The organism is Nonomuraea sp. B10E15 (assembly GCF_039871615.1).
GTDB lineage: Bacteria > Actinomycetota > Actinomycetes > Streptosporangiales > Streptosporangiaceae > Nonomuraea.
The window spans coordinates 106,265-124,331 of record NZ_JBDPMB010000022.1; the positions used below are offsets into that span (position 1 = coordinate 106,265).

Consider the following 18,067-nt stretch of genomic DNA (forward strand, 5'->3'; position numbering starts at 1 on the left):
CGCGGCGTGAGCGGTGAAACATCCCAGATCGGGCGCTACCGGCTGCTGAACGTGCTGGGCCGAGGCGGGATGGGCACGGTCCACCTGGCCGAGGATCCCGCCGGGCAGCGCGTCGCCGTCAAAGTGATCAATCCGGAGCTCACCCAGCACGAGCAGTTCCGCATGCGGTTCCGCCGGGAGGCCGACGCCGCCCGGCGGGTGCGCAGGTTCTGCACGGCCGCGGTGATCGAGGCCGCTCTCGACGGCGACCAGCTCTACGTCGTCACCGAATACGTGCCCGGCCCCAACCTCGAGGAGGCCGTACACCGGTCAGGGCCGCTGCGCGGGTCCAGCCTCGACGCGCTGGCCGTCAGCGTCGCCACCGCGCTCACCGCCATCCACGGCGCCGGGGTCGTGCACAGAGACCTCAAGCCGTCCAACGTGCTGCTGTCCCCCGTCGGCCCGCGGGTGATCGACTTCGGCATCGCGCGGGCGCTCGACACGCTCGGCGGCGTCACGGGCACCGGCGAGCTGGTCGGCACACCCCGCTACATGGCCCCCGAGGTGCTGCGCGGCGATCCGGTGTCGCCGGCCTGCGACGTGTTCTCGTGGGGGTGCCTGGTGGCGTACGCGGCCAGCGGGCGGGCGCCCTTCGGCGGCGACACGCTGCCGTCGATCGTCTACCAGGTCCTCAACACCGAGCCGAACCTCGACGCCGTCGAACCCGGCCTGCGCGAGCTGGTCGGCGCCGCGCTGCGGAAGGACCCGGCCGCCCGGCCGACCGCGCAGCAGCTGCTCGACCATCTCGTCGGGCGCTCGGCCGCGCCGGAGCAGGCGGCGCAGACCGTACAGGTGACCTGGCAGCAGGCCGCCACCGCCGCCTACACCGGCGTGCGGCCGGGCGCGGCGAAGGGGCGCGGCAAGCTGATCGCGGGGATCGCGGCGGCCACGGCGCTGGTCGTGGCCGGCGGGGTGACCGCGTGGGCGCTGCTCGGCGCCGATGGGCCGCCCGACGACCTGCGCGTCCTCTACCGCGAGGACTTCACGCAGACCAGCGGCGGCTGGAACGGCACCTACGACCCGGACCAGAGCTCCAGCTACGGATATCGCACGGACGGCACCTACGGGCTGGACGTGGAGAAGTACAACGAGGAGCGCTGGGCGGAGGCGCCCATCCCCTTCCTCGTCGCCGAGCCCACGACCACGCCCGACCCCTCGGCCACGCCCACGCCGATGTTGCCGTCGTCCGTCGTGGTCGCCGTCACCTCCGAGGTCAAGAAGTCCGCGGGCGCCGGCGAGTACGGCGTCTACTGCCACAACCCCGAGGACAGCACCTACTACGAGTTCGGGCTCGACACGAAGGGGCAGGCCAGGATCCGGCGCATCTTCGACGGCGCCGGCGGCACGCTGGCCCAGCCGGTGCAGGTCGACGGGCTGCCCGGCAAGCCCGCCCGCATCGTGGCGTCGTGCGAGCAGCGGGGGACGGCGGTGCGGCTGACGATGTGGGTGAACGACCAGCGGGTGCACCAGGTGGACGACCCCAACGGGATCGGCAACGGCAATGTGGGGTTGTTCGCGCGTACGGCGAAGGACGGCACGTCGCTGCTGAAGACGACGTTCGACGACTTCGAGCTGCGCGCCCAGAAGGAGCCCTGAGCGCGCCCGTTCAGCGGGCCGTGGCCCCGCTCAGAGGACGCCGGCGCGGGCGGCGGCGAGCGCGGCGTCGGCGGCGCGGTCGGCGTCCTGCTCGGTCACCGGCTCGTGCGCGACGAACAGCCGGTAGTAGACGGGGGCGACCGCGACCCTGATCACCTCGCGCACGTCGATGACGTCGGGCAGCTCCCCCCGCGTGATCGCCCGCCTGACCACCTCGGCCGACTGCTCGTGCCGCGCCTCGAAGAACTCGTGCAGTGCCCGCGCCGCGCCGGGATTCTGCATGGCGGCCGCCACGAACGCCGACGAGACCGGCCCCAGCTCCGGATCGTCGAACCCGGTGCGCACCAACTGCACGATGCCCCGCAGATCGCCTTCGATCGAACCGGTGTCGGGAACGGGCCACGGCTCGTCCGTGGCCAGCTCGAGAGCGTCGGAGATCAGCCCTTCGACGTTGCCCCATCTCCGGTAGACCGTCGTCTTGTGCACCCCTGACCGCTCGGCGATGTTCTCCACCGTCAGGCCCGCGTAGCCGCGCTCGCCCAGCTCGGCGAGCGTCGCCCTGCGTACGGCGTCACGCACGCGCGCGCTCCGCCCTCCTGGACGCTTGTTCGACTGCAAAATCTACTCCAGTTGCATTAACTGTCCCCCGCATGCCACACTAAAGCTACATCAGTTGCGATTGGAGTTCTATCCTGATCAGCCTCCGCAGAGTTTCCAAGGCCTACGGCGATCGCGCCGTGCTCGTCGACGCGTCCATGTCCGTGGGCCCCGGCGAGCGGGTGGGCGTCGTCGGCGACAACGGCTCGGGCAAGTCCACGCTCCTCCGGCTGCTGGCCGGGGTCGAGGCGCCCGACGACGGCGAGGTCACCGTGCCCGACGACGCCGGCTACCTCGGCCAGACGCTCGGCCTGCCGCCGTCCCACACGGTGCAGCAGGCGATCGACGCCGCGCTGGCCGGCCTGCGCGCCATGGAGCGCCGGATGCGCGAGCTGGAGTCGTCACTCACTGACGAAGTCATGGGCGAGTACGGCGAGCTGCTCACGGCGTACGAACTGCGCGGCGGCTACCAGGCGGACGCGCGGGTGGACAAGGCGTTCCACGGGCTGGGCCTGGCCCGCGTGGGCCGCGACCGGGTGTTGTCGAGCCTGTCGGGCGGCGAGCAGGCGCGGCTCGGCCTGGCCTGCGTGCTGGCCGCCTCGCCCCGCGTGCTGCTGCTCGACGAGCCGACCAACCACCTCGACGCGCCGGCGCTCGCCTGGCTCGAGGACCGCCTGCGCGAGCACAGGGGCGCGGTGGTCGCCGTGTCCCACGACCGGATCTTCCTCGACCGGGTGGCGACGGCGGTGCTCGAGGTCGAGCGGGGCGCCATCACCCGGTTCGGCGGCGGCTACACCGGTTTCCTCGCCGCCAAGGCGGCGGCCAGGGCGCGCTGGGAGCAGTCCTACGCGGCGTGGTGCGAGGAGGTGCGCCAGGTGCGCGAGCGCGCGGCCACCACGGCGCACCGGGTGGCCGCCGGGCGGGTGATGCGCGACAACAACAAGGTGGCCTACGACCGCGACGCTGGGCGGGTGCAGAGCTCGGTCGCCAGCCGGGTCCGCAACGCCCACGAGCGGCTGCGCCGGCTGGAGGCCGACCCGGTCCCACGCCCGCCGGAGCCGCTGCGCTTCCGCGGCACCTTCGGCGGCGCGCCGACGGCACGCATGCCCTCCGGCGCCGCGGCGGGCGAGCACGACACCGCGCCGGCGGCAACCGTCTCCTCCGGCCCGGCCGTGGCCGCGGCGGCCCGCGTGGTCGTGGAGCTGCGCGACGTACGCGTCGGCGAGCGGCTGCGGGTCGACTCGCTGACGATCAGGGCCGGTGACCGCCTGCTGGTCCGGGGCCCCAACGGCGCGGGCAAGTCCACGCTGCTGCAGACCATCGCCGAGCACGCGGGGAGCGGGGTCGGATTCCTGCCGCAGGAGGTCACGTTCGACCCGGGCCAGACCGTGCTCGACGCCTACGGCATCGGCTACGCCGACGAGCGCAGGGCCGCCCTGCTGGCCACCGGCCTCTTCCGGCCGCACACCCTCGACCAGAAGGCGGGCGCCCTGTCGGTCGGGCAGCAGCGCAGGCTCGCGCTGGCCAGGCTGCTGGGGCGGGAGCACGACCTGCTGCTGCTCGACGAGCCGACCAACCACCTGTCGCCGGTGCTGGCCGAGGAGCTGGAGCAGGCACTCGACGCCTACGACGGCACGCTCGTCGTGGTGTCACACGACCGCGCCCTCGCCCGGCGCTTCCGAGGCGACGACATCGAACTCATCGGGGGAACCATATGTTGACCAGGATCAGTGCCGGCGCACCGTACGGCATCACGGCAGGGGCGGACGGAGCCCTGTGGTTCACGCTCGTCCACGAAGGGCGCGTCGGCAGGCTGGTGCCCGGCCAGGAGCCGGTGATCCACCAGCTCGACCCGGCCGACGGCCTGCCGACCGTGATCACGCCGGGTCCCGGCGGGGACCTGTGGTTCACCGAGGGCAAGGGCGGGCGGGTCTGCCGCATCACCGCCGACGGGCAGGTGACGGCGCACGCGGCCGACTCCCCCTACGGCATCGTCGCGGGCCCCGACGGCGCCATGTGGTTCACCCAGATGCAGAGCGGCAGGATCGGGCGCATCGCGGCCGACGGGACGCTGAGCGAGTTCCAGGTGCCGGTGGAGGGCGGCATGCCCGCATTCCTCACGGCGGGGCCCGACGACGCCCTCTGGTTCACGATCAACCAGGGCAACGCCATCGGCCGCGTGTCGATGGACGGCAAGGTGACCGTTCACCCGCTCCCCACGGAGGGCGGCGCGCCGGTGGGCATCACGCCGGGGCCCGACGGGGCGCTGTGGTTCGTGGAGATCGGCGCGGGCCAGATCGGCCGGATCGACACCGCCGGCGACATCAGCGAGTTCGCCCTTCCCGACCGGGAGGCCCGCCCGCACGCCATCATCACCGGCCCCGACGGCGCCCTCTGGTTCACCGAATGGGCCGCCGGCCGCCTCGGCCGCATCACGATCGACGGCGTCATCGATCACCATCCGCTCCCCCGCCTTCCTGAGGATCTCGCCCACGGGCCTGACGGCGTGTGCAAGGGCGAGCCGCACGGGCTGACGGTCGGGCCCGACGGGGCGATCTGGGTGGCGCTGGAGGCGGGCGCCCTGGCCCGCATGTCCCCGGCACCGCCGGCCTGACCCCCGCGGTTCGGTTCCTGGCCGGCCCGCCCCCGTCCGTGCCTGCTGTGCGGGCCCTGTCAGCGGGCGGGTCCCGTCCCCTCCCGGACGGGGCCGGTTGGATCGGAGCGGCGGCGAGGGAGTTGACTAGGGGCATGCAGAGCATCGTCGTTTCCGCCCAGGGCGGCCCAGAGGTTCTCGAGTACGCCGAGCGTCCCGACCCGGTGCCGGGTGAGGGCGAGGTCGTGGTCGACGTCGCCGCAGCCGGGGTCAACTTCATCGACATCTACCATCGATCCGGCGCCTACCCGCTCAACCTTCCGACGTCCATCGGTCTGGAGGGCGCCGGCACGGTCTCGGCCGTGGGGCCAGGGGTGCGCGACCTCGCCGTGGGTGACACCGTGGCCTGGGCTGACGTCATGGGAAGTTACAGCGGCAAGGTGGTGGTGCCGGCGGCCCGTGCGGTGCCGGTGCCCGACGGCGTGCCGGCCGACGTGGCGACGGCGGCGATGCTCCAGGGGATGACGGCCCACTACCTCACCCACTCCACCCACGAGGTGGGCGAGGGCGACCAGGTGCTCGTTCACGCAGGGGCGGGCGGCATGGGCCAGCTGCTGATCCGGCTGGCCAAGCTCAAGGGCGCCACGGTCCACACGACGGTCTCCACCGACGAGAAGGCCAAGCTGGCCCGGCAGGCGGGCGCCGACGAGGTGCTGGGCTACGACGACTTCACCGACGCCCTGCGCGGCAAGATCGACGTCGTGTACGACGGGGTCGGCAGAACGACCTTCGACGGCGGCCTGGAGGTCCTGCGGCCGCGCGGCCTCATGGCCCTGTACGGCGCCGCCAGCGGCCCGGTCCCGCCGCTCGATCCCCAGACGCTCAACCAGAAGGGCTCGCTCTTCCTCACCAGGCCCACGCTCGTGCACCACATCGCGCGGCGCGAGGAGCTGCTGCAACGCGCGTCCGACCTGTTCGGCTGGATCTCGGCGGGGCAGCTCCCGATCACCATCTCGCGCCGCTACCCGCTGGCCGAGGCGCGTCAGGCCCACGAAGACCTCGCGGCCCGCCGCACGACTGGAAAGCTCCTCCTCCTACCCTGACGGGCATGGACATCGCTGGATCGGTATTATCCTTCGCCGCCGTGGTCGCCCTGCTCACGCTCACCCCGGGCCTCGACACGGCCCTCATCCTCCGGACGTCGTTGCTGGCGGGCCGGGGCCGGCCTGGGGAGTGACGCTGGGCATCCAATTCGGCACCCTGATCTGGGGTGTGCTCACGGCGGCGGGCCTGTCGGCGCTGCTGGCGGCCTCGGAGACGGCCTACCAGGTGCTGCGCTGGGCGGGTGTGGCCTACCTCGTGTGGATGGGCCTGCGCATGATCCTGACCGGGGCGGGCGCGCATGCGCTGCCGGAGCAGCAGGCTGCCGGGTTCAGGAAGGGGTTCGGCCGCGGGCTGGTGACCAACCTGCTCAATCCCAAGGTCGGCGTCTTCTACGTGGCCATGTTGCCGCAGTTCATCCCGGAGGAGGCGCCGCACGCGGTCATGGGATTGCTGCTGGCCGGGGTGCACGTGGTCGAGGGGCTGCTGTGGAGCGTCGTGCTGATCTGGTTCGCGTCGATGATGAGCGGGTTCCTGCGCTCGCCCGGCGTGCGGCGGTTCCTCGACCGGCTGACCGGCGTCGTCATCGTCGGCTTCGGCGTACGCCTGGCGTTCACCGACTGATCTGCGCGGCCTTCGTCCAGGTGCGGGAGGTACGCAGGTAGCCGGCACGCCCTGCCCATGCCCGGCGGACCGCACCCCGGACCGCGAACGACGCTCGGCTGCGACCCACCGGTCGAGCGTCTCGTTCGCCGAACATCGCATTATAGGGTCTATAAAAGTAGAGACTCTCTACTCTGGTGTTAGGGTGCGGGCATGGACTTCCCGAACACCACGTCGTTCATCACCGGAGCAGCGCAAGGCATCGGCCTCGGCATCGCCCGTGCCCTCGCCCGCCAGGGCGGCAGGCTCGCCATAGCCGACATCGACGACGCCGCGCTCGGCGAGGCCGCCGCCGAGCTGGCCGAGCTGACCGAGGTGGCCGCCTTCCCTCTCGACGTACGCGACCGCGAGGCCTACGCTCGCGCGGCGGACGAGGCCGAAGCGCGGCTCGGCCCGGTCACGGTGCTGTGCAACAACGCCGGGCTGGCGTTCCCGGAGCGGCCCGCGGACATGACCTACGAGTTGTGGGACCTCGCCCTGGACATCAACCTCGGCGGGGTCGTCAACGGTGTCCAGACCTTTCTGCCCCGCATGCTCCGCCGCGGCGGGCCCGCGCACATCGTGAACACCGCCTCCGCCGCCGGGTTGATCGGCGCGGGAGTCGGCCCGATGTACACCTCGTCGAAGTTCGCCGTCGTGGGCCTGTCCGAGTCGCTGCGTCACCAGCTCGAGACGGCGGGGCATCCCGTCGGCGTCACGGTCCTGTGTCCCGGCGGTGTCGCCTCGAACATCGCCCGGTCCTCCCGCTCCCTGGTCGCCACCCAGCATGGCGGCCCCGAACTCAGGCGGGCCCAGGACAGGATCGACCAGCTCATGCCCAGGATCGACGCCGCCGTGGCGCGGTTCGGCGTCCCCGCCGACACCGTCGGCGAGCTCGTGATCGGGGCCATCCGGGCGAATGACCTGTACGTGCTCACCGACCGCGCGGGGATCGACCTCATCACCGCCCGGACCCAGGCCATCCTGGCGGCCATGCCCGCGACCTCCCCGGTCGAGGGAGACCTGGACCACGTCCGCGGCGCGGTCCATGAACCGTGAACGCCCCCCGGCGAGAGCCCTCGCGGGTGGCTCAAGGGGCGCCCGGGGGCAGGACGGGCACCTCCGGAGGGCCGTGCTCGATGAGCCGGAGCAGGGCGGCGGTGTCGAGGTGCCGCTCGACGAGGTCGGCCAGCGCGTCGAGCCGTTCTTCCCTCAGCCGGGCGAAGTCGGTGCCCGGAGCCGGCACGAAGGCCCGCCCGGCGCGATCGGCCACGTCGGCCAGGAAGGCGCGGCGGAACCCGTCGTTCTCCAGGGCGCCGTGCCAGGTGGTGCCCCAGACGTGACCGGCCCGGCACCCGTCGAGGAACGGCTCGCCTCCCTCCACGGTCGCCCGGCCGTGATGGATCTCGTACGCGCGTACGGGCTGCCCGTACGCGACGCCCTCCGGCCGGCCGAGCCGCTTGTCCTGCGCGAACTCGACCCGCACCGGCAGCCGCCCCAGCCCTTCGACCCGGCCCGCGCCTGATTCGACCGTGTCGACGATCTCCCGCCCGAGCATCTGGAACCCGCCGCAGATGCCCAGCACGGGCCCCTCCCTCTCGCTGATCGCCGCCGCCAGGCCGGTCGCGCGCAGCCACGCCAGGTCGTCGACGGTGGCCCTGGATCCGGGCAGCACCACCAGGTCGGCGTCGTCCAGCTCGACCGGGTCGGTCACGAAACGCACCACCACCCCCGGCTCGGCGGCCAGGGCGTCCAGGTCGGTGAAGTTCGAGATCCTGGGCAGCCGTACGACCGCCACCCGCAGGGTTTGCCGGCCGTGTGGCGGGCCGGCGGCGACCCTGCGGCCGTCGAGGGCCAGCGAGTCCTCCACGTCGAGCCAGAGCCCGTCGAGCCACGGCAGCACGCCGTAGACCGGGCGTCCGGTCAGCCGTCCGAGCATGTCGAGACCGGGCTGCAGCAGTTCGGGGGCGCCGCGGAACTTGTTCACGACAAATCCTGCGATGTGGGATTGATCGGCAGCGTCCAGGAGCCCCACCGTGCCGTAGAACGCGGCGAACACCCCTCCCCTGTCGATGTCGCCGACCACGATCACGGGCAGGTTCGCGGCCCTGGCCAGGCCCATGTTGGCGATGTCGCCGCGGCGCAGGTTGATCTCGGCGGGGCTGCCCGCGCCCTCGCACACCACCACGTCGTACTGCTTCCTGAGCCTGCCCAGCGCCTCCAGCGCCGTGGTGCGGAGCAGGTCCTTGAGCGCGCCGTACTCCATCGCGTCGACGTCCGCGACCGGGCTGCCCATGAGCACGACCTGGCTGCGGCGGTCGCTGCCCGGCTTGAGCAGGACGGGGTTCATGTCCGCGACGGGCTCGACGCCGGCGGCCTGCGCCTGCATGGCCTGTGCCCGGCCGATCTCGGCGCCCTCGGCGGTGACGTACGAGTTGAGCGACATGTTCTGGGCCTTGAACGGCGCGACGCGGACGCCCCGGCGGGCGAGCCAGCGGCAGATGCCGGCGGTGACGACGCTCTTGCCCGCGTCGGACGTGGTGCCCGCGACCAGCAACGCTCCCTTGACCATGCGAGCACCGTACCGGAGCCGACCGATCACGAAATTTCCGCGAAACCCCCCATTTACGAATGCTGTGACTTCTGCCACTCTGGCTAGAACATCACCCTAGAACGCAATTCTAGAGTTCCCTAGGGAAAGGGTGGGCATGGTCGGTACGTTGGGCTCGCCACGCTCCGGCGCCATCGACGCGCAGGCCCGCGCGCCATTCGGCTGGGCACCGCTGATCGTTCTGTTCATCGTCGGACTCGTCGACCGCATCGAGCACAACCTCCTGTCGGGCGTGCTCCCCCTCGTCCAGCGCGAATGGGGCTTCAGCGACACCGCCGCCGGCTCCATCCCGACGGCCGCCGCCCTGGCCGCCGCGATCGTGTCGCTGCCCGCCGGCTACCTGGCCGACCGGTTCAGCCGTACGCGGATCATCGCGGTGGTCGTCTTCGTCTGGGCCATCGCCACGCTCGGCTCCGGTCTGGCCACCGGCTTCGTCATCTTCTACCTGATGCGGGTGCTCCTGGCCGCGGCCGAGAACATCGACAACCCGGCCGCCGGCAGCCTGCTCGCCGACTACTACCCGCCGGTCAGCCGCGCCAAGGCGTACGGGCTGACCCGCGTCACCACCTACCTCGGCGGCGTCGGCACGCTGCTCGGCGGCGTGCTGGCCGAGATGTTCTCGTGGCGCACGGCGTTCCTCGTCATGGTCGTCCCCGGCGTCCTCACGGCACTGCTGGTCTGGTTCCTGCGCGAGCCGCGCCGCGGCGAGCTGGACCGGCTGGTGGCCCAGGGCGAGCCCGCCCCCGCCGCACCCGCGGCGGAGCCGAAGCCGCCGTTCTGGCGGCAGTTCAGGCAGGTGCTGGCCATCCCCACGCTGATCTTCGTCTGCATCGGGCTGTCCTTCCTCACCCTCGGCCTGGCCGGCATCTTCTACTGGCTGCCCACGCTCATGGTGCGCGGCTTCGACGTCGGCGTGGGCACCGCCGGCTCGCTGAGCGGCCTGATCACGGTCGCGGGCACGCTGACGGGCACCCTGGTGGGCTCGTGGCTGGGCCGCAAGTGGCACGGCAGCCGCAAGGGCGGCCGGCTGCTCGCGGGCGGCGGCGGCATCACCGCGGGCTCACTGGTGCTGGCGCTCGCGCTGTCGATGGACTCGATCGGCGCGCTGACGGCGCTCGTGCTGCTGGCCTGCTCCCTGATGTCGATCGCGATCCCCAACATGATGGCGTGCGTGGCCGACGTGGTGCCGGCCGCCGCGCGGGGCCTCGGCTTCGCGGTGCTGCAGCTGCTCATCACGGCGGGCGGCGCCTTCGGCTCGCTCATCGTCGGCATCGCCTCGGACCGGCTCGGCTCGCTGGTGTCCGGCATGTACCTGCTGGTGATCCCGATGGTCGTGGGCGGCCTGCTCACGCTCGGGGCACGGGCGTCGTTCGAGCGCGACGCGCGCCGGGTCCTGGAGGACGCCGCCCGCCGGCCCTAGGCTGGACAGATGCCGTCCGACCTGCCCATCTGCCGCACCTGCGGCGTCCAGTACGGCGAGCCGCGCGCCGACTGCCCGATCTGCGAGGACGAACGCCAGTACGTGGGATGGGACGGCCAGCAGTGGACGACCATGGCCGGGCTGGCGGACGAGGGCCATCGCGGACGTGTGGCGGAGGAGGGCCCCGGCGTGGTGGGCATCGGCACCGCCCCACCCACGGCCATCGGCCAGCGCGCCCTCCTCGTCCGCACACCGGCGGGCAACGTCATGTGGGACATGGTCTCCTACCTGGACGACCAGCTGATCGCCGAGGTCAGGGAGCTGGGCGGGCTGGCGGCCATCGCGATCAGCCACCCCCACTTCTACGGTTCCATGATCGAATGGTCCCGGGCCTTCGGCGACGTCCCGATCTACATCCACGCCGCCGACCGTCAGTGGGTGGCCCGCCCCGACGACGCCGTGGTCCTCTGGGAGGGCGACACCCACCAGATCGCGGACGGCCTGACGCTGGTCAACGCGGGAGTGCACTTCGCGGGCGGGCAGGTGCTGCACTGGTCGGACGGCGACGGCGCCCTGTTCTCGGGCGACATCGTCCAGGTCGTCCAGGACCGTCGCTGGGTGAGCTTCATGTACAGCTATCCCAACTACATCCCCGAACGCCCGCACACCGTGCGCCGCGCCCTGTCGCTGCTGGAGCCGTACGCGTTCGACCGGGTCTACGGCGGCTGGTGGAACCGCGTCGTCCACACGGACGGCGCGGCGGCCGTGCGCCGCTCGGCCGAGCGTTATCTCGGCTTCGTCGAGGAACGCTGAGCGCCCTCAGCCCTGCGGCGGCCTGCGCTGCTCCTGCGAGCCCGGCTGCGCCTGCTCCTGGGCCTGCTCCTGGGCCTGCCCCTGCTCCGGCCCCTGCTGGGCGCGCCGCTGCTCCTCCTCCGAGCCCGCGGCGCCTCCGCCGCCGTAGCGCTGCTGCACCGCGTCGGCTCCCTTGCTGATCTGGTCGTCGTACTTGTGCCCGGTGCGCTCCTTGGCGTACTGCTCGGCGCGGTCGAGCACCTGGTCGGCCTGCTTGGAGTGCCCCCTGGCCAGGTTCTCCGCCTTCTTCAGCCATTCTCCGATGCGGCTCATGACCGATTCCCCGTTTCTTCAGGCTACGGTCGCCCTCTACCCGGACCGAAACGCATGATGTTCTCCCAGGTCATCGGGTTTGCCGCCGTCCGCGTCAGTCGAACAGCGGCCGGTTGGCCACGCTCCAGGCGATCCTGCGGCCCACCTCGTCGAGATACCCCTCCTCGACCCACCGGGCCTGCGGCTGGTGCCCCGCTTCCGCCATCGTGCGGACGAGGGCGGCCACGCCCCGCTGGACCTCGACCACCCGGTCGGCCAGGCCGGCGGCGCCGGCGAGGCCGTAGGCGGCGGCGAACGACTCCATCCGGTGGCGGCGGTCGGGCGGCTCGGGGTAACGCAACCAGCGCAGGCACTCGGCGTCGTCGCGGAAGGGCGCGAGGTATTCCAGGGCGTAGGCGACGTCGTACAGGCGCTCCGCCGGCCGGGCGTAGTCCCAGTCGAGGATCCCGACGGGGACGTCCCCCTGCCAGACGATGTTCCACGGCCCGAAGTCGCCGTGGCAGACCACCTCGCCGCCGTCGAGCCCGCGCTGCCCCGTGTGCCAGACGAGCTCCTGCGGCGGATCGAAGCCGGCGACCGCGTCGTGGTAGGCGCGCAACAGCCGGGCGCACGCCTCCAGCCCGGCGTCGCCGACCACCTTCGCCCAGCTCCGCGGCCCGGACTCGCCCTCCAGGTAGGTGAGGACCTCGCGTCCCTGCTCGTCGATCCCGAGCACCCGCGGCGCGTAGGGGAACCCGGCATCCTCCAGATGCCGGAGCAGCGCGTGGACCGCCGGCGTCCACGGCTGGACCGGCCTGCGCACGGTGTCGCCCACCCGCACCACCCGGCGATGCGGCGTGTCCTGCAGCACGATCTCCTCGGCCATGGGAACGCGGGCTCCTCTCCTCGGCCATCCGGGAGTCTCACGATGCCATGCCGATCGCGGGACGTCGCCCCGTGGCGCGGCGGGAGCGGAACCGCCGCGCCACGGGGCCGCCGTCACGACCGGAACGCGGGCAGGTCCAGGCCACGCGGGTGCGGCAGGCCTCCCCTCCGCAGGTCCTTCAGGCGTTCCCGCAGCTCGCCGAGGTCCGGCGGCGGACTCGTCACGAAGGACGCGGTCCGCCTGCCGCCCGCGCGCGTGCCGGCGACCATGACGTCGTCGCCCGCCTTCAGGTCGGCCACGGACGCGTCGTCCTTCCCGTCCGCGCGCACCTCGGTGTCGCCGTCGAGCACCCAGGTCCAGCTGGTGCCGTCGGCGCTCCTGACCGTCATCGACGTGCCCGCGACCTCGGTGATCCGGCCCCGCTGGTGGTTGCGCACCGTCGTCCGGCCGTCGTCGTCGCGCGTCACGGTCTCGCCGTACAGCACCTCGCCCCGTTTCGGCGGGTGCGCGGAGAAGGCCGGGGACGGGGTGACGCCCGGCGTCGCGGCGTACGCCGCGCTGCCGAGCCCTCCCACGAGTACGGCCGCCGTCGCGACGGCCACCAGATGTTTCATGTGGTTCCTCCTTGTCGGTCGCCAGGCAGTCTCCGGCGGCGGCGCTAACACGGGCGTAACACCGCGGGCGTTACACCCGTGTTATCGGGTCGCGGCCAGGGTGGACAGGCAGAGGCGACGCGCGGCGGAGGTGGCGATGCGGGTGCTGGTCGTGGAGGACCAGGCGGATCTGGTGGAGATCCTGCTCGAAGGGCTCCGGGCCGAGGGCATGGCGGTGGACGCGGCGTTCGGCGGGGCGAGCGCGCTGGAGCAGCTCGCGGTCAACCGGTACGACGTCGTCGTGCTGGACCGCGACCTGCCGGACGTGCACGGCGACCAGGTGTGCGCGGAGCTGGTGGCGGGCGGCGCCCACCCGCGGGTGCTCATGCTCACCGCGGCGGGCACGCTCGGCGACCGGGTCGAGGGGCTCGACCTGGGCGCCGACGACTACCTGGCCAAGCCGTTCGCCTTCGCCGAGCTGGTGGCGCGGATCCGCGCGCTGGCGCGGCGGTCCAACCCGGCGCTCCCGCCCGTGCTGGCGCACGGCGACCTCACCGTGGACACCGCGCGCCGCGTGGCCACCCGCGCCCGGCGGCCCCTGGACCTGACGCTCAAGGAGTTCGGCGTGCTGGAAGTGCTGCTGGGCGCGCGCGGAGCCGTCGTCACCAGCGAGGAACTGCTGGAACGGGTCTGGGACGCCCACGCCGACCCGTTCACCAACACCGTCAGGGTCACGATGATGCGCCTGCGCCGCAAGCTCGGCGAGCCGGGCGTCATCGACACCGTGCCCGGCGCCGGCTACCGGATCGGCCGGCCATGACGGCGGCGGGGTCGATCGCCCGGCTGCGTCCCGCCGCCACCATCCGGCTGCGCCTGACCGTGCTGTACGGCGGGCTGTTCGTGGCGGTCGGCGTGCTGCTTCTCACGATCACGTACGGGCTGTTCGCGCAGCAGTTGCAGGCGCGCGGCCGGGGCGTCCCCCGGCCGGATCCGCCCGTCCTGACCCCTCACCCGAACGATCCCGGATCCATCCGGGAACGGATCGTCGAGGCGCTCGCCCAGCAGCGGGCCGAGGCGCTCAGCGAGCTGCTCACGCAGTCCGTGCTCGCTCTCGCGCTCGTGTCGGTCGTCGCGACGGCGCTCGGGTGGGTGATGGCGGGACGGGTGCTGGGCCCGCTGCGCGACATCACCGCGGCCGCGCGGCGGTTGTCGACGCACAACCTCGACGAGCGCATCAACCTGCGCGGCCCGCGCGACGAGCTGAAGGAACTCGCCGACACGATCGACGCCATGCTCGGCAGGCTGGCCGCGGCGTTCGAGGCGCAGCGCCGCTTCGTCGCCAACGCCTCGCACGAGCTGCGGACCCCGCTCACCGTGCAGCGCGCCGCCGTCGACGTCGCGCTCGCGCGCCCTTCGCTGGAGTCGCTGCTGACCATGGCCCGGCGGATCCGCGCCGCGACCCGGCGCCACGAGCACCTCATCGCCAGCCTGCTCACCCTCGCCCGCAGCGAGCGCGGGATCGAGCGCTACCAGCCCGCCGATCTCGCGGCGGCCGTACAGGACGCCCTGGCGGCGGCGGCCGGCGACATCGAGCTCAAGGGCCTGCGGCTCGCGCACGCGCTCGCCCCCGCTCCCCTGTCAGGCGATCCCGTGCTGCTGGAACGGCTGGCCGGCAACCTCGTCGAGAACGCGGTCCGCCACAACGTCGAAGGCGGCTGGATCGACGTGCGCACGGAGGCCGGTCCCGGCTCGGTGACGCTGCACGTCGCCAACGGCGGCGCGCGCGTCGCCCCCGAGGCGGTGGCCGCGCTCTTCGAGCCGTTCCGCAGGCACGCTCCCGACCGGGCCCGCGGGGCAGGGCAGGGGCACGGGCTCGGACTGTCCATCGTCGCCGCGATCACCCACGCCCACCTGGGCCGCTACGCCGCCAGGGCCCGGGAGGGAGGCGGCCTCGAGGTGTCGGTCACCCTGCCGCGGGCCGCCCACGCCCCCGTGCCGGCTGCGAAGGACGCGCGTGCCGCCCCTACCATTCGCGCATGACCACGTACGACTTCACGCTCACCGCCGAGGGCCCGTTCGACTTCGGCGCCTCGCTGCGCTTCGTCGAGGAGTGGCCGGCGACCAGCGCGCTGCCGTCCGACGGCCGCTCGCTGCGCTTCGCCTACAACGCGGAGGCGGACTGGCTGCCGATCGGGGTGACCGCGAGGGCCGCGCCCGGCGGGGTCACCGTCACCACCACCCGCCCCGCCGGGCCGGACATCCGGGACGAGGTGGCGCGCATCCTCTCCCTCGACGTCGACGGCTCCGGCTTCGCCAAGCTCGGCGAGGCCGACCCGGTGCTCGGCGACCTGCAGCGGCGCAGCCCGGGCCTGCGGCCGGTGTGCTTCTGGACCCCGTGGGAGGCGGCCTGCTGGGCGATGATCGTGCAGCGGTCGTCGATGGTCATCGCCTCCCGGCTCAAGCAGCGCATCGCCGAGCGTCACGGCGCCCGGGTCACCGTGGACGGGCGGGCGTACGCGGCCTTTCCGCCGCCCGTGTCCCTGCTGGACGCCGGCGGTCTCGGCCTGCCGGGCCAGAAGGAGGAGTGGCTGCGCGGCCTGGCCCGCGCGGCGCTCGACGGCGTGCTCACCACCGAGCACCTGCGCTCGCTCTCCCCCGCGGACGCCCTGGCCGAGCTCCGTGACCTGCCCGGGGTCGGGCCGTTCTCGGCAGGTCTCATCCTGATCCGCGGCGCCGGCGCGCCCGACGCGTTCCCCGGTGACGAGCCGCGCCTGTTCGCGATCCTGCGGGAGGCGTACGGCCTGCCGGAGGACGCGCCGCCCGCCGCGTACCGGAGGCTGGCCGAGGCGTGGCGGCCGTACCGCTCGTGGGCTTCCTTCCTGTTCCGGGCGGCCACGTACGGGGTGGCGGACGACCGGCCCGCGCAGTAACCGATTTCCCCCGCGTGCTTCCCCTCGCGATGCCCGTCACCGCCACGGTCACCCCGCTGATGATCCTCGCCACGTGGAACGCCTTCTTCCTCCCGCTCGTCTTCACCTTGAGGGGATGGCGGGCGCCGTGAAGTCGTGACCGCACGCCCCGCCCTGGCCGTCCCGGTGACCGGCTACGCGAGGAGCCGGTCGGCCCGGTCCAGCAGGGCACGGCGTTCGGCCTCGCCGCCGGAGAGCGCGGCGGCCCGCCGGAACAGGGCCGCGGCCCGCTCCCTGCCGCCGTCGCGGGCGATGAGGTCGGCCTCGGCGGCGAGCGCGGGCGGATAGCCGTCGAGCGCGCCGCCCGCGCGGGCCGCGGCCAGCAGTTCCAGGCCCGCCGCCGGACCGTACGCGTACCCGTGCGCCACGGCCCGGTTCAGTTCGATCACCGGGGAGGGCTGGATCCGGACGAGCGCGTCGTAGCAGGCCGCGATCGCCGTCCACTCGGTCGCGTCGGCGCACGCCGCGGTGGCGTGGCACGCCGCGATCCTGGCCTGCAGCACGTACGGGCCGTCCTCGCGCACCCCGGAACCGCCCCGCCGCGCCCCCGCGCTGTCCTGACGCGTTCTTGCCAGGGCGGCCACGCCCTCCGCGATCGCGGCGTGGTCCCAGCGGGAGCGGTCCTGGCGGTCGAGGGTGAGCAGGTCGCCGTCGCCGTCACGGCGGGCATCGCGCCTGGAGTGCTGGAACAGGAACAGGGCCAGCAGCCCGGCGATCTCCGGCTCATCCGGCATGAGCCGTTCGAGCAGCCGGGCCAGCCGGATCGCCTCGTCCGCGAAGGCGGGCTCGCCGCCCGCGTCGTAACCGCGAGTGAACAGCAGATAGAGCACGGCGAGGACGCCGGGCAGCCGTTCGGCGAGCGCGGGACCGGCCGGCACCCGGTAAGGGATGCCGGCGTCGGCGATCTTCGTCTTGGCCCTGGTCAGGCGACGGGTCATGGTGGACTCGCTGACCAGGAAGGCCCGCGCGATGTCGGCGGTCGGCACCCCGCAGACCGTGCGCAACGTCAACGCCACGCGCCCCTCCAGGGGGAGCGCGGGGTGGCAGCACGTGAAAACCAGGCGCAACCGGTCGTCCACGACCTGCTCCTTCCCTGTGCCGGGGCCGGGGTCGGCGAGCGCGAGCACCGCCACTTCCTCAAGCTTGCGGCGCTCGGTCGACGCCCGTCGCAGGGCGTCGACCGCGCGGTTGCGCGCCACCGTCATGAGCCATCCGCCCGGGTTGGCGGGCACGCCGTCCGCGGGCCAGCGTTCGAGGGCGAGCGCCAGCGCCTCCTGAGCGCAGTCCTCGGCCAGCGTCCAGTCCCCGGTGACGCGGATCAGGGCGGCGATGATCCGCGCGAAGCTGTCCCTGCCCGCGACGGCGACGGCTCCCGCAGCGTCGCCATCCGTCCGCACCGGGCCGGCGTCCGCCCGCGCCGCGTCGCCGCCGGTCACCGCCGTGCCGTCGAGGGCCGGGTGCGCGTCAGTCACGCGGCGGGCCGTCCGGGCCGGTGAACGGGCGCAGCTCGAGCCGTCCCGCCCGCGCCATGGGGTGGGTCCGCGCGACCTCGATCGCCTCGTCCAGGTCGGCGCATTCGAGGAGGTCGTATCCCACGATCACCTCTTTGGTCTCGGTGAACGGCCCGTCGGAGACCAGCAGCTCGCCGTTGCGCACGCGTACGGTCGTGGCCGCGGACGTGGGGGCCAGCGCGTCGCCGTCGAGGCGCCGGCCGCGGGCGTCGTTCTCCGCCACCCACGCCTCAATGTCCGGCATCTCCGACTTATCGGTGTCCGGCGCTGTGTCGCTGCAGACGAACATCATGTACTTCATCTCTACGCTCCTTCGTGTCGTGTTCTCAGCAAAGGTGACGAGCGGGCTGCCCCGATCCGGACAACGGAACGGCGGAAATTTCCGCCGCCGCGTCCGGCGCACAC

Annotated in this window: 19 protein-coding genes; 12 read left to right on the forward strand and 7 right to left on the reverse strand. The window is 73.2% G+C overall.

From position 1 onward, the window contains the following. Positions 1-6 precede the first annotated feature (6 nt). Positions 7-1,635, forward strand: a complete 1,629-nt coding sequence (locus ABGB14_RS40020; protein ID WP_347649075.1) for a protein kinase — start codon at positions 7-9, stop codon at positions 1,633-1,635. 30 nt (positions 1,636-1,665) lie between these two features. Here the strand turns inward: ABGB14_RS40020 and ABGB14_RS40025 are convergent, their stop codons facing one another. Then, a complete protein-coding gene (locus ABGB14_RS40025; RefSeq protein WP_347649076.1) occupies positions 1,666-2,214 on the reverse strand; it encodes a TetR/AcrR family transcriptional regulator in 549 nt (182 codons plus the stop codon). A 158-nt stretch (positions 2,215-2,372) separates the two neighbouring features. Between ABGB14_RS40025 and ABGB14_RS40030 the strand changes: the two genes are divergently transcribed. From ABGB14_RS40030 to ABGB14_RS40055, 6 genes are all read left to right on the forward strand, one after another. Continuing rightward, on the forward strand, positions 2,373-3,953 hold the full coding sequence (locus ABGB14_RS40030) for an ABC-F family ATP-binding cassette domain-containing protein (RefSeq protein WP_347649077.1): 1,581 nt from the start codon (positions 2,373-2,375) through the stop codon (positions 3,951-3,953). Beyond that, positions 3,947-4,846 carry a virginiamycin B lyase gene (locus ABGB14_RS40035; RefSeq protein WP_347649078.1) on the forward strand — a complete coding sequence of 300 codons (900 nt, stop codon included), beginning with the start codon at positions 3,947-3,949 and terminating at the stop codon, positions 4,844-4,846. The genes ABGB14_RS40030 and ABGB14_RS40035 overlap by 7 nt, the downstream gene beginning before the upstream one ends. A 134-nt stretch (positions 4,847-4,980) precedes the next feature. Then, the gene (locus ABGB14_RS40040; RefSeq protein ID WP_347649079.1) at positions 4,981-5,928 is read left to right on the forward strand and encodes a quinone oxidoreductase; all 948 of its coding nucleotides are present in this window, start codon (positions 4,981-4,983) and stop codon (positions 5,926-5,928) included. A 5-nt stretch (positions 5,929-5,933) separates the two neighbouring features. After that, positions 5,934-6,062, forward strand: coding sequence for a hypothetical protein (locus ABGB14_RS40045; RefSeq protein WP_347649080.1), 129 nt, complete (start codon positions 5,934-5,936; stop codon positions 6,060-6,062). Continuing rightward, the gene (locus tag ABGB14_RS40050; protein WP_347649081.1) at positions 6,059-6,550 is read left to right on the forward strand and encodes a LysE family translocator; all 492 of its coding nucleotides are present in this window, start codon (positions 6,059-6,061) and stop codon (positions 6,548-6,550) included. Before ABGB14_RS40045 ends, ABGB14_RS40050 begins: the two co-directional genes overlap by 4 nt. Positions 6,551-6,742: 192 nt before the next feature. Then, complete coding sequence (locus tag ABGB14_RS40055) at positions 6,743-7,627, forward strand: SDR family NAD(P)-dependent oxidoreductase (RefSeq protein WP_347649082.1); 885 nt, start codon at positions 6,743-6,745, stop codon at positions 7,625-7,627. 31 nt (positions 7,628-7,658) lie between these two features. On the opposite strand, the gene ABGB14_RS40060 is transcribed toward ABGB14_RS40055, so the two are convergent. Continuing rightward, the gene (locus ABGB14_RS40060; RefSeq protein WP_347649083.1) at positions 7,659-9,140 is read right to left on the reverse strand and encodes a cobyric acid synthase; all 1,482 of its coding nucleotides are present in this window, start codon (positions 9,138-9,140) and stop codon (positions 7,659-7,661) included. A 136-nt stretch (positions 9,141-9,276) separates the two neighbouring features. Here ABGB14_RS40060 and ABGB14_RS40065 point away from each other — a divergent pair, with 136 nt between their 5' ends. Both ABGB14_RS40065 and ABGB14_RS40070 read left to right on the forward strand, forming a co-directional pair. Then, positions 9,277-10,599: an MFS transporter gene (locus ABGB14_RS40065; RefSeq protein ID WP_347649084.1), complete on the forward strand. Its 1,323-nt coding sequence runs from the start codon at positions 9,277-9,279 to the stop codon at positions 10,597-10,599. Positions 10,600-10,608: 9 nt separating this feature from the next. Next, on the forward strand, positions 10,609-11,412 hold the full coding sequence (locus ABGB14_RS40070; protein WP_347649085.1) for an MBL fold metallo-hydrolase: 804 nt from the start codon (positions 10,609-10,611) through the stop codon (positions 11,410-11,412). A gap of 6 nt (positions 11,413-11,418) precedes the next feature. On the opposite strand, the gene ABGB14_RS40075 is transcribed toward ABGB14_RS40070, so the two are convergent. The 3 genes from ABGB14_RS40075 to ABGB14_RS40085 all read right to left on the reverse strand — a co-directional run bounded on the left by ABGB14_RS40075 (position 11,419) and on the right by ABGB14_RS40085 (position 13,203). Then, a complete protein-coding gene (locus tag ABGB14_RS40075) occupies positions 11,419-11,724 on the reverse strand; it encodes an antitoxin (RefSeq protein WP_347649086.1) in 306 nt (101 codons plus the stop codon). A 94-nt stretch (positions 11,725-11,818) separates the two neighbouring features. Next, entirely contained in the window at positions 11,819-12,589 is a 771-nt protein-coding gene (locus ABGB14_RS40080) for an aminoglycoside phosphotransferase family protein (protein ID WP_347649087.1), read from the reverse strand. Between the two features lie 113 nt (positions 12,590-12,702). Further along, positions 12,703-13,203 carry a DUF5666 domain-containing protein gene (locus tag ABGB14_RS40085; RefSeq protein WP_347649088.1) on the reverse strand — a complete coding sequence of 167 codons (501 nt, stop codon included), beginning with the start codon at positions 13,201-13,203 and terminating at the stop codon, positions 12,703-12,705. 136 nt (positions 13,204-13,339) lie between these two features. Here ABGB14_RS40085 and ABGB14_RS40090 point away from each other — a divergent pair, with 136 nt between their 5' ends. From ABGB14_RS40090 to ABGB14_RS40100, 3 genes are read left to right on the forward strand one after another with little or no spacing between them, the layout of a single operon-like run. Continuing rightward, positions 13,340-14,002, forward strand: coding sequence for a response regulator transcription factor (locus ABGB14_RS40090; protein WP_347649089.1), 663 nt, complete (start codon positions 13,340-13,342; stop codon positions 14,000-14,002). Next, complete coding sequence (locus ABGB14_RS40095; RefSeq protein ID WP_347649090.1) at positions 13,999-15,222, forward strand: HAMP domain-containing sensor histidine kinase; 1,224 nt, start codon at positions 13,999-14,001, stop codon at positions 15,220-15,222. The genes ABGB14_RS40090 and ABGB14_RS40095 overlap by 4 nt, the downstream gene beginning before the upstream one ends. Further along, a complete protein-coding gene (locus tag ABGB14_RS40100) occupies positions 15,219-16,112 on the forward strand; it encodes a hypothetical protein (RefSeq protein ID WP_347649091.1) in 894 nt (297 codons plus the stop codon). Before ABGB14_RS40095 ends, ABGB14_RS40100 begins: the two co-directional genes overlap by 4 nt. Before the next feature lie 173 nt (positions 16,113-16,285). Here the strand turns inward: ABGB14_RS40100 and ABGB14_RS40105 are convergent, their stop codons facing one another. Together ABGB14_RS40105 and ABGB14_RS40110 are read right to left on the reverse strand one after the other, a co-directional pair. After that, the gene (locus ABGB14_RS40105; RefSeq protein WP_347649092.1) at positions 16,286-17,623 is read right to left on the reverse strand and encodes a sigma-70 family RNA polymerase sigma factor; all 1,338 of its coding nucleotides are present in this window, start codon (positions 17,621-17,623) and stop codon (positions 16,286-16,288) included. Next, positions 17,616-17,963, reverse strand: a complete 348-nt coding sequence (locus ABGB14_RS40110) for a YciI family protein (protein ID WP_347649093.1) — start codon at positions 17,961-17,963, stop codon at positions 17,616-17,618. Before ABGB14_RS40110 ends, ABGB14_RS40105 begins: the two co-directional genes overlap by 8 nt. Between the last annotated feature and the right edge of the window lie 104 nt (positions 17,964-18,067).

Coding starts and splice junctions, on each gene's coding strand:
- ABGB14_RS40035 (WP_347649078.1), top strand. CDS start 3,947: ATGTTGACCAGGATCAGTGCCGGCGCACCGTACGGCATCACGGCAGGG.
- ABGB14_RS40040 (WP_347649079.1), top strand. CDS start 4,981: ATGCAGAGCATCGTCGTTTCCGCCCAGGGCGGCCCAGAGGTTCTCGAG.
- ABGB14_RS40045 (WP_347649080.1), top strand. CDS start 5,934: ATGGACATCGCTGGATCGGTATTATCCTTCGCCGCCGTGGTCGCCCTG.
- ABGB14_RS40055 (WP_347649082.1), top strand. CDS start 6,743: ATGGACTTCCCGAACACCACGTCGTTCATCACCGGAGCAGCGCAAGGC.
- ABGB14_RS40060 (WP_347649083.1), bottom strand. CDS start 9,140: ATGGTCAAGGGAGCGTTGCTGGTCGCGGGCACCACGTCCGACGCGGGC.
- ABGB14_RS40065 (WP_347649084.1), top strand. CDS start 9,277: ATGGTCGGTACGTTGGGCTCGCCACGCTCCGGCGCCATCGACGCGCAG.
- ABGB14_RS40070 (WP_347649085.1), top strand. CDS start 10,609: ATGCCGTCCGACCTGCCCATCTGCCGCACCTGCGGCGTCCAGTACGGC.
- ABGB14_RS40075 (WP_347649086.1), bottom strand. CDS start 11,724: ATGAGCCGCATCGGAGAATGGCTGAAGAAGGCGGAGAACCTGGCCAGG.
- ABGB14_RS40080 (WP_347649087.1), bottom strand. CDS start 12,589: ATGGCCGAGGAGATCGTGCTGCAGGACACGCCGCATCGCCGGGTGGTG.
- ABGB14_RS40085 (WP_347649088.1), bottom strand. CDS start 13,203: ATGAAACATCTGGTGGCCGTCGCGACGGCGGCCGTACTCGTGGGAGGG.
- ABGB14_RS40090 (WP_347649089.1), top strand. CDS start 13,340: ATGCGGGTGCTGGTCGTGGAGGACCAGGCGGATCTGGTGGAGATCCTG.
- ABGB14_RS40095 (WP_347649090.1), top strand. CDS start 13,999: ATGACGGCGGCGGGGTCGATCGCCCGGCTGCGTCCCGCCGCCACCATC.
- ABGB14_RS40100 (WP_347649091.1), top strand. CDS start 15,219: ATGACCACGTACGACTTCACGCTCACCGCCGAGGGCCCGTTCGACTTC.
- ABGB14_RS40110 (WP_347649093.1), bottom strand. CDS start 17,963: ATGAAGTACATGATGTTCGTCTGCAGCGACACAGCGCCGGACACCGAT.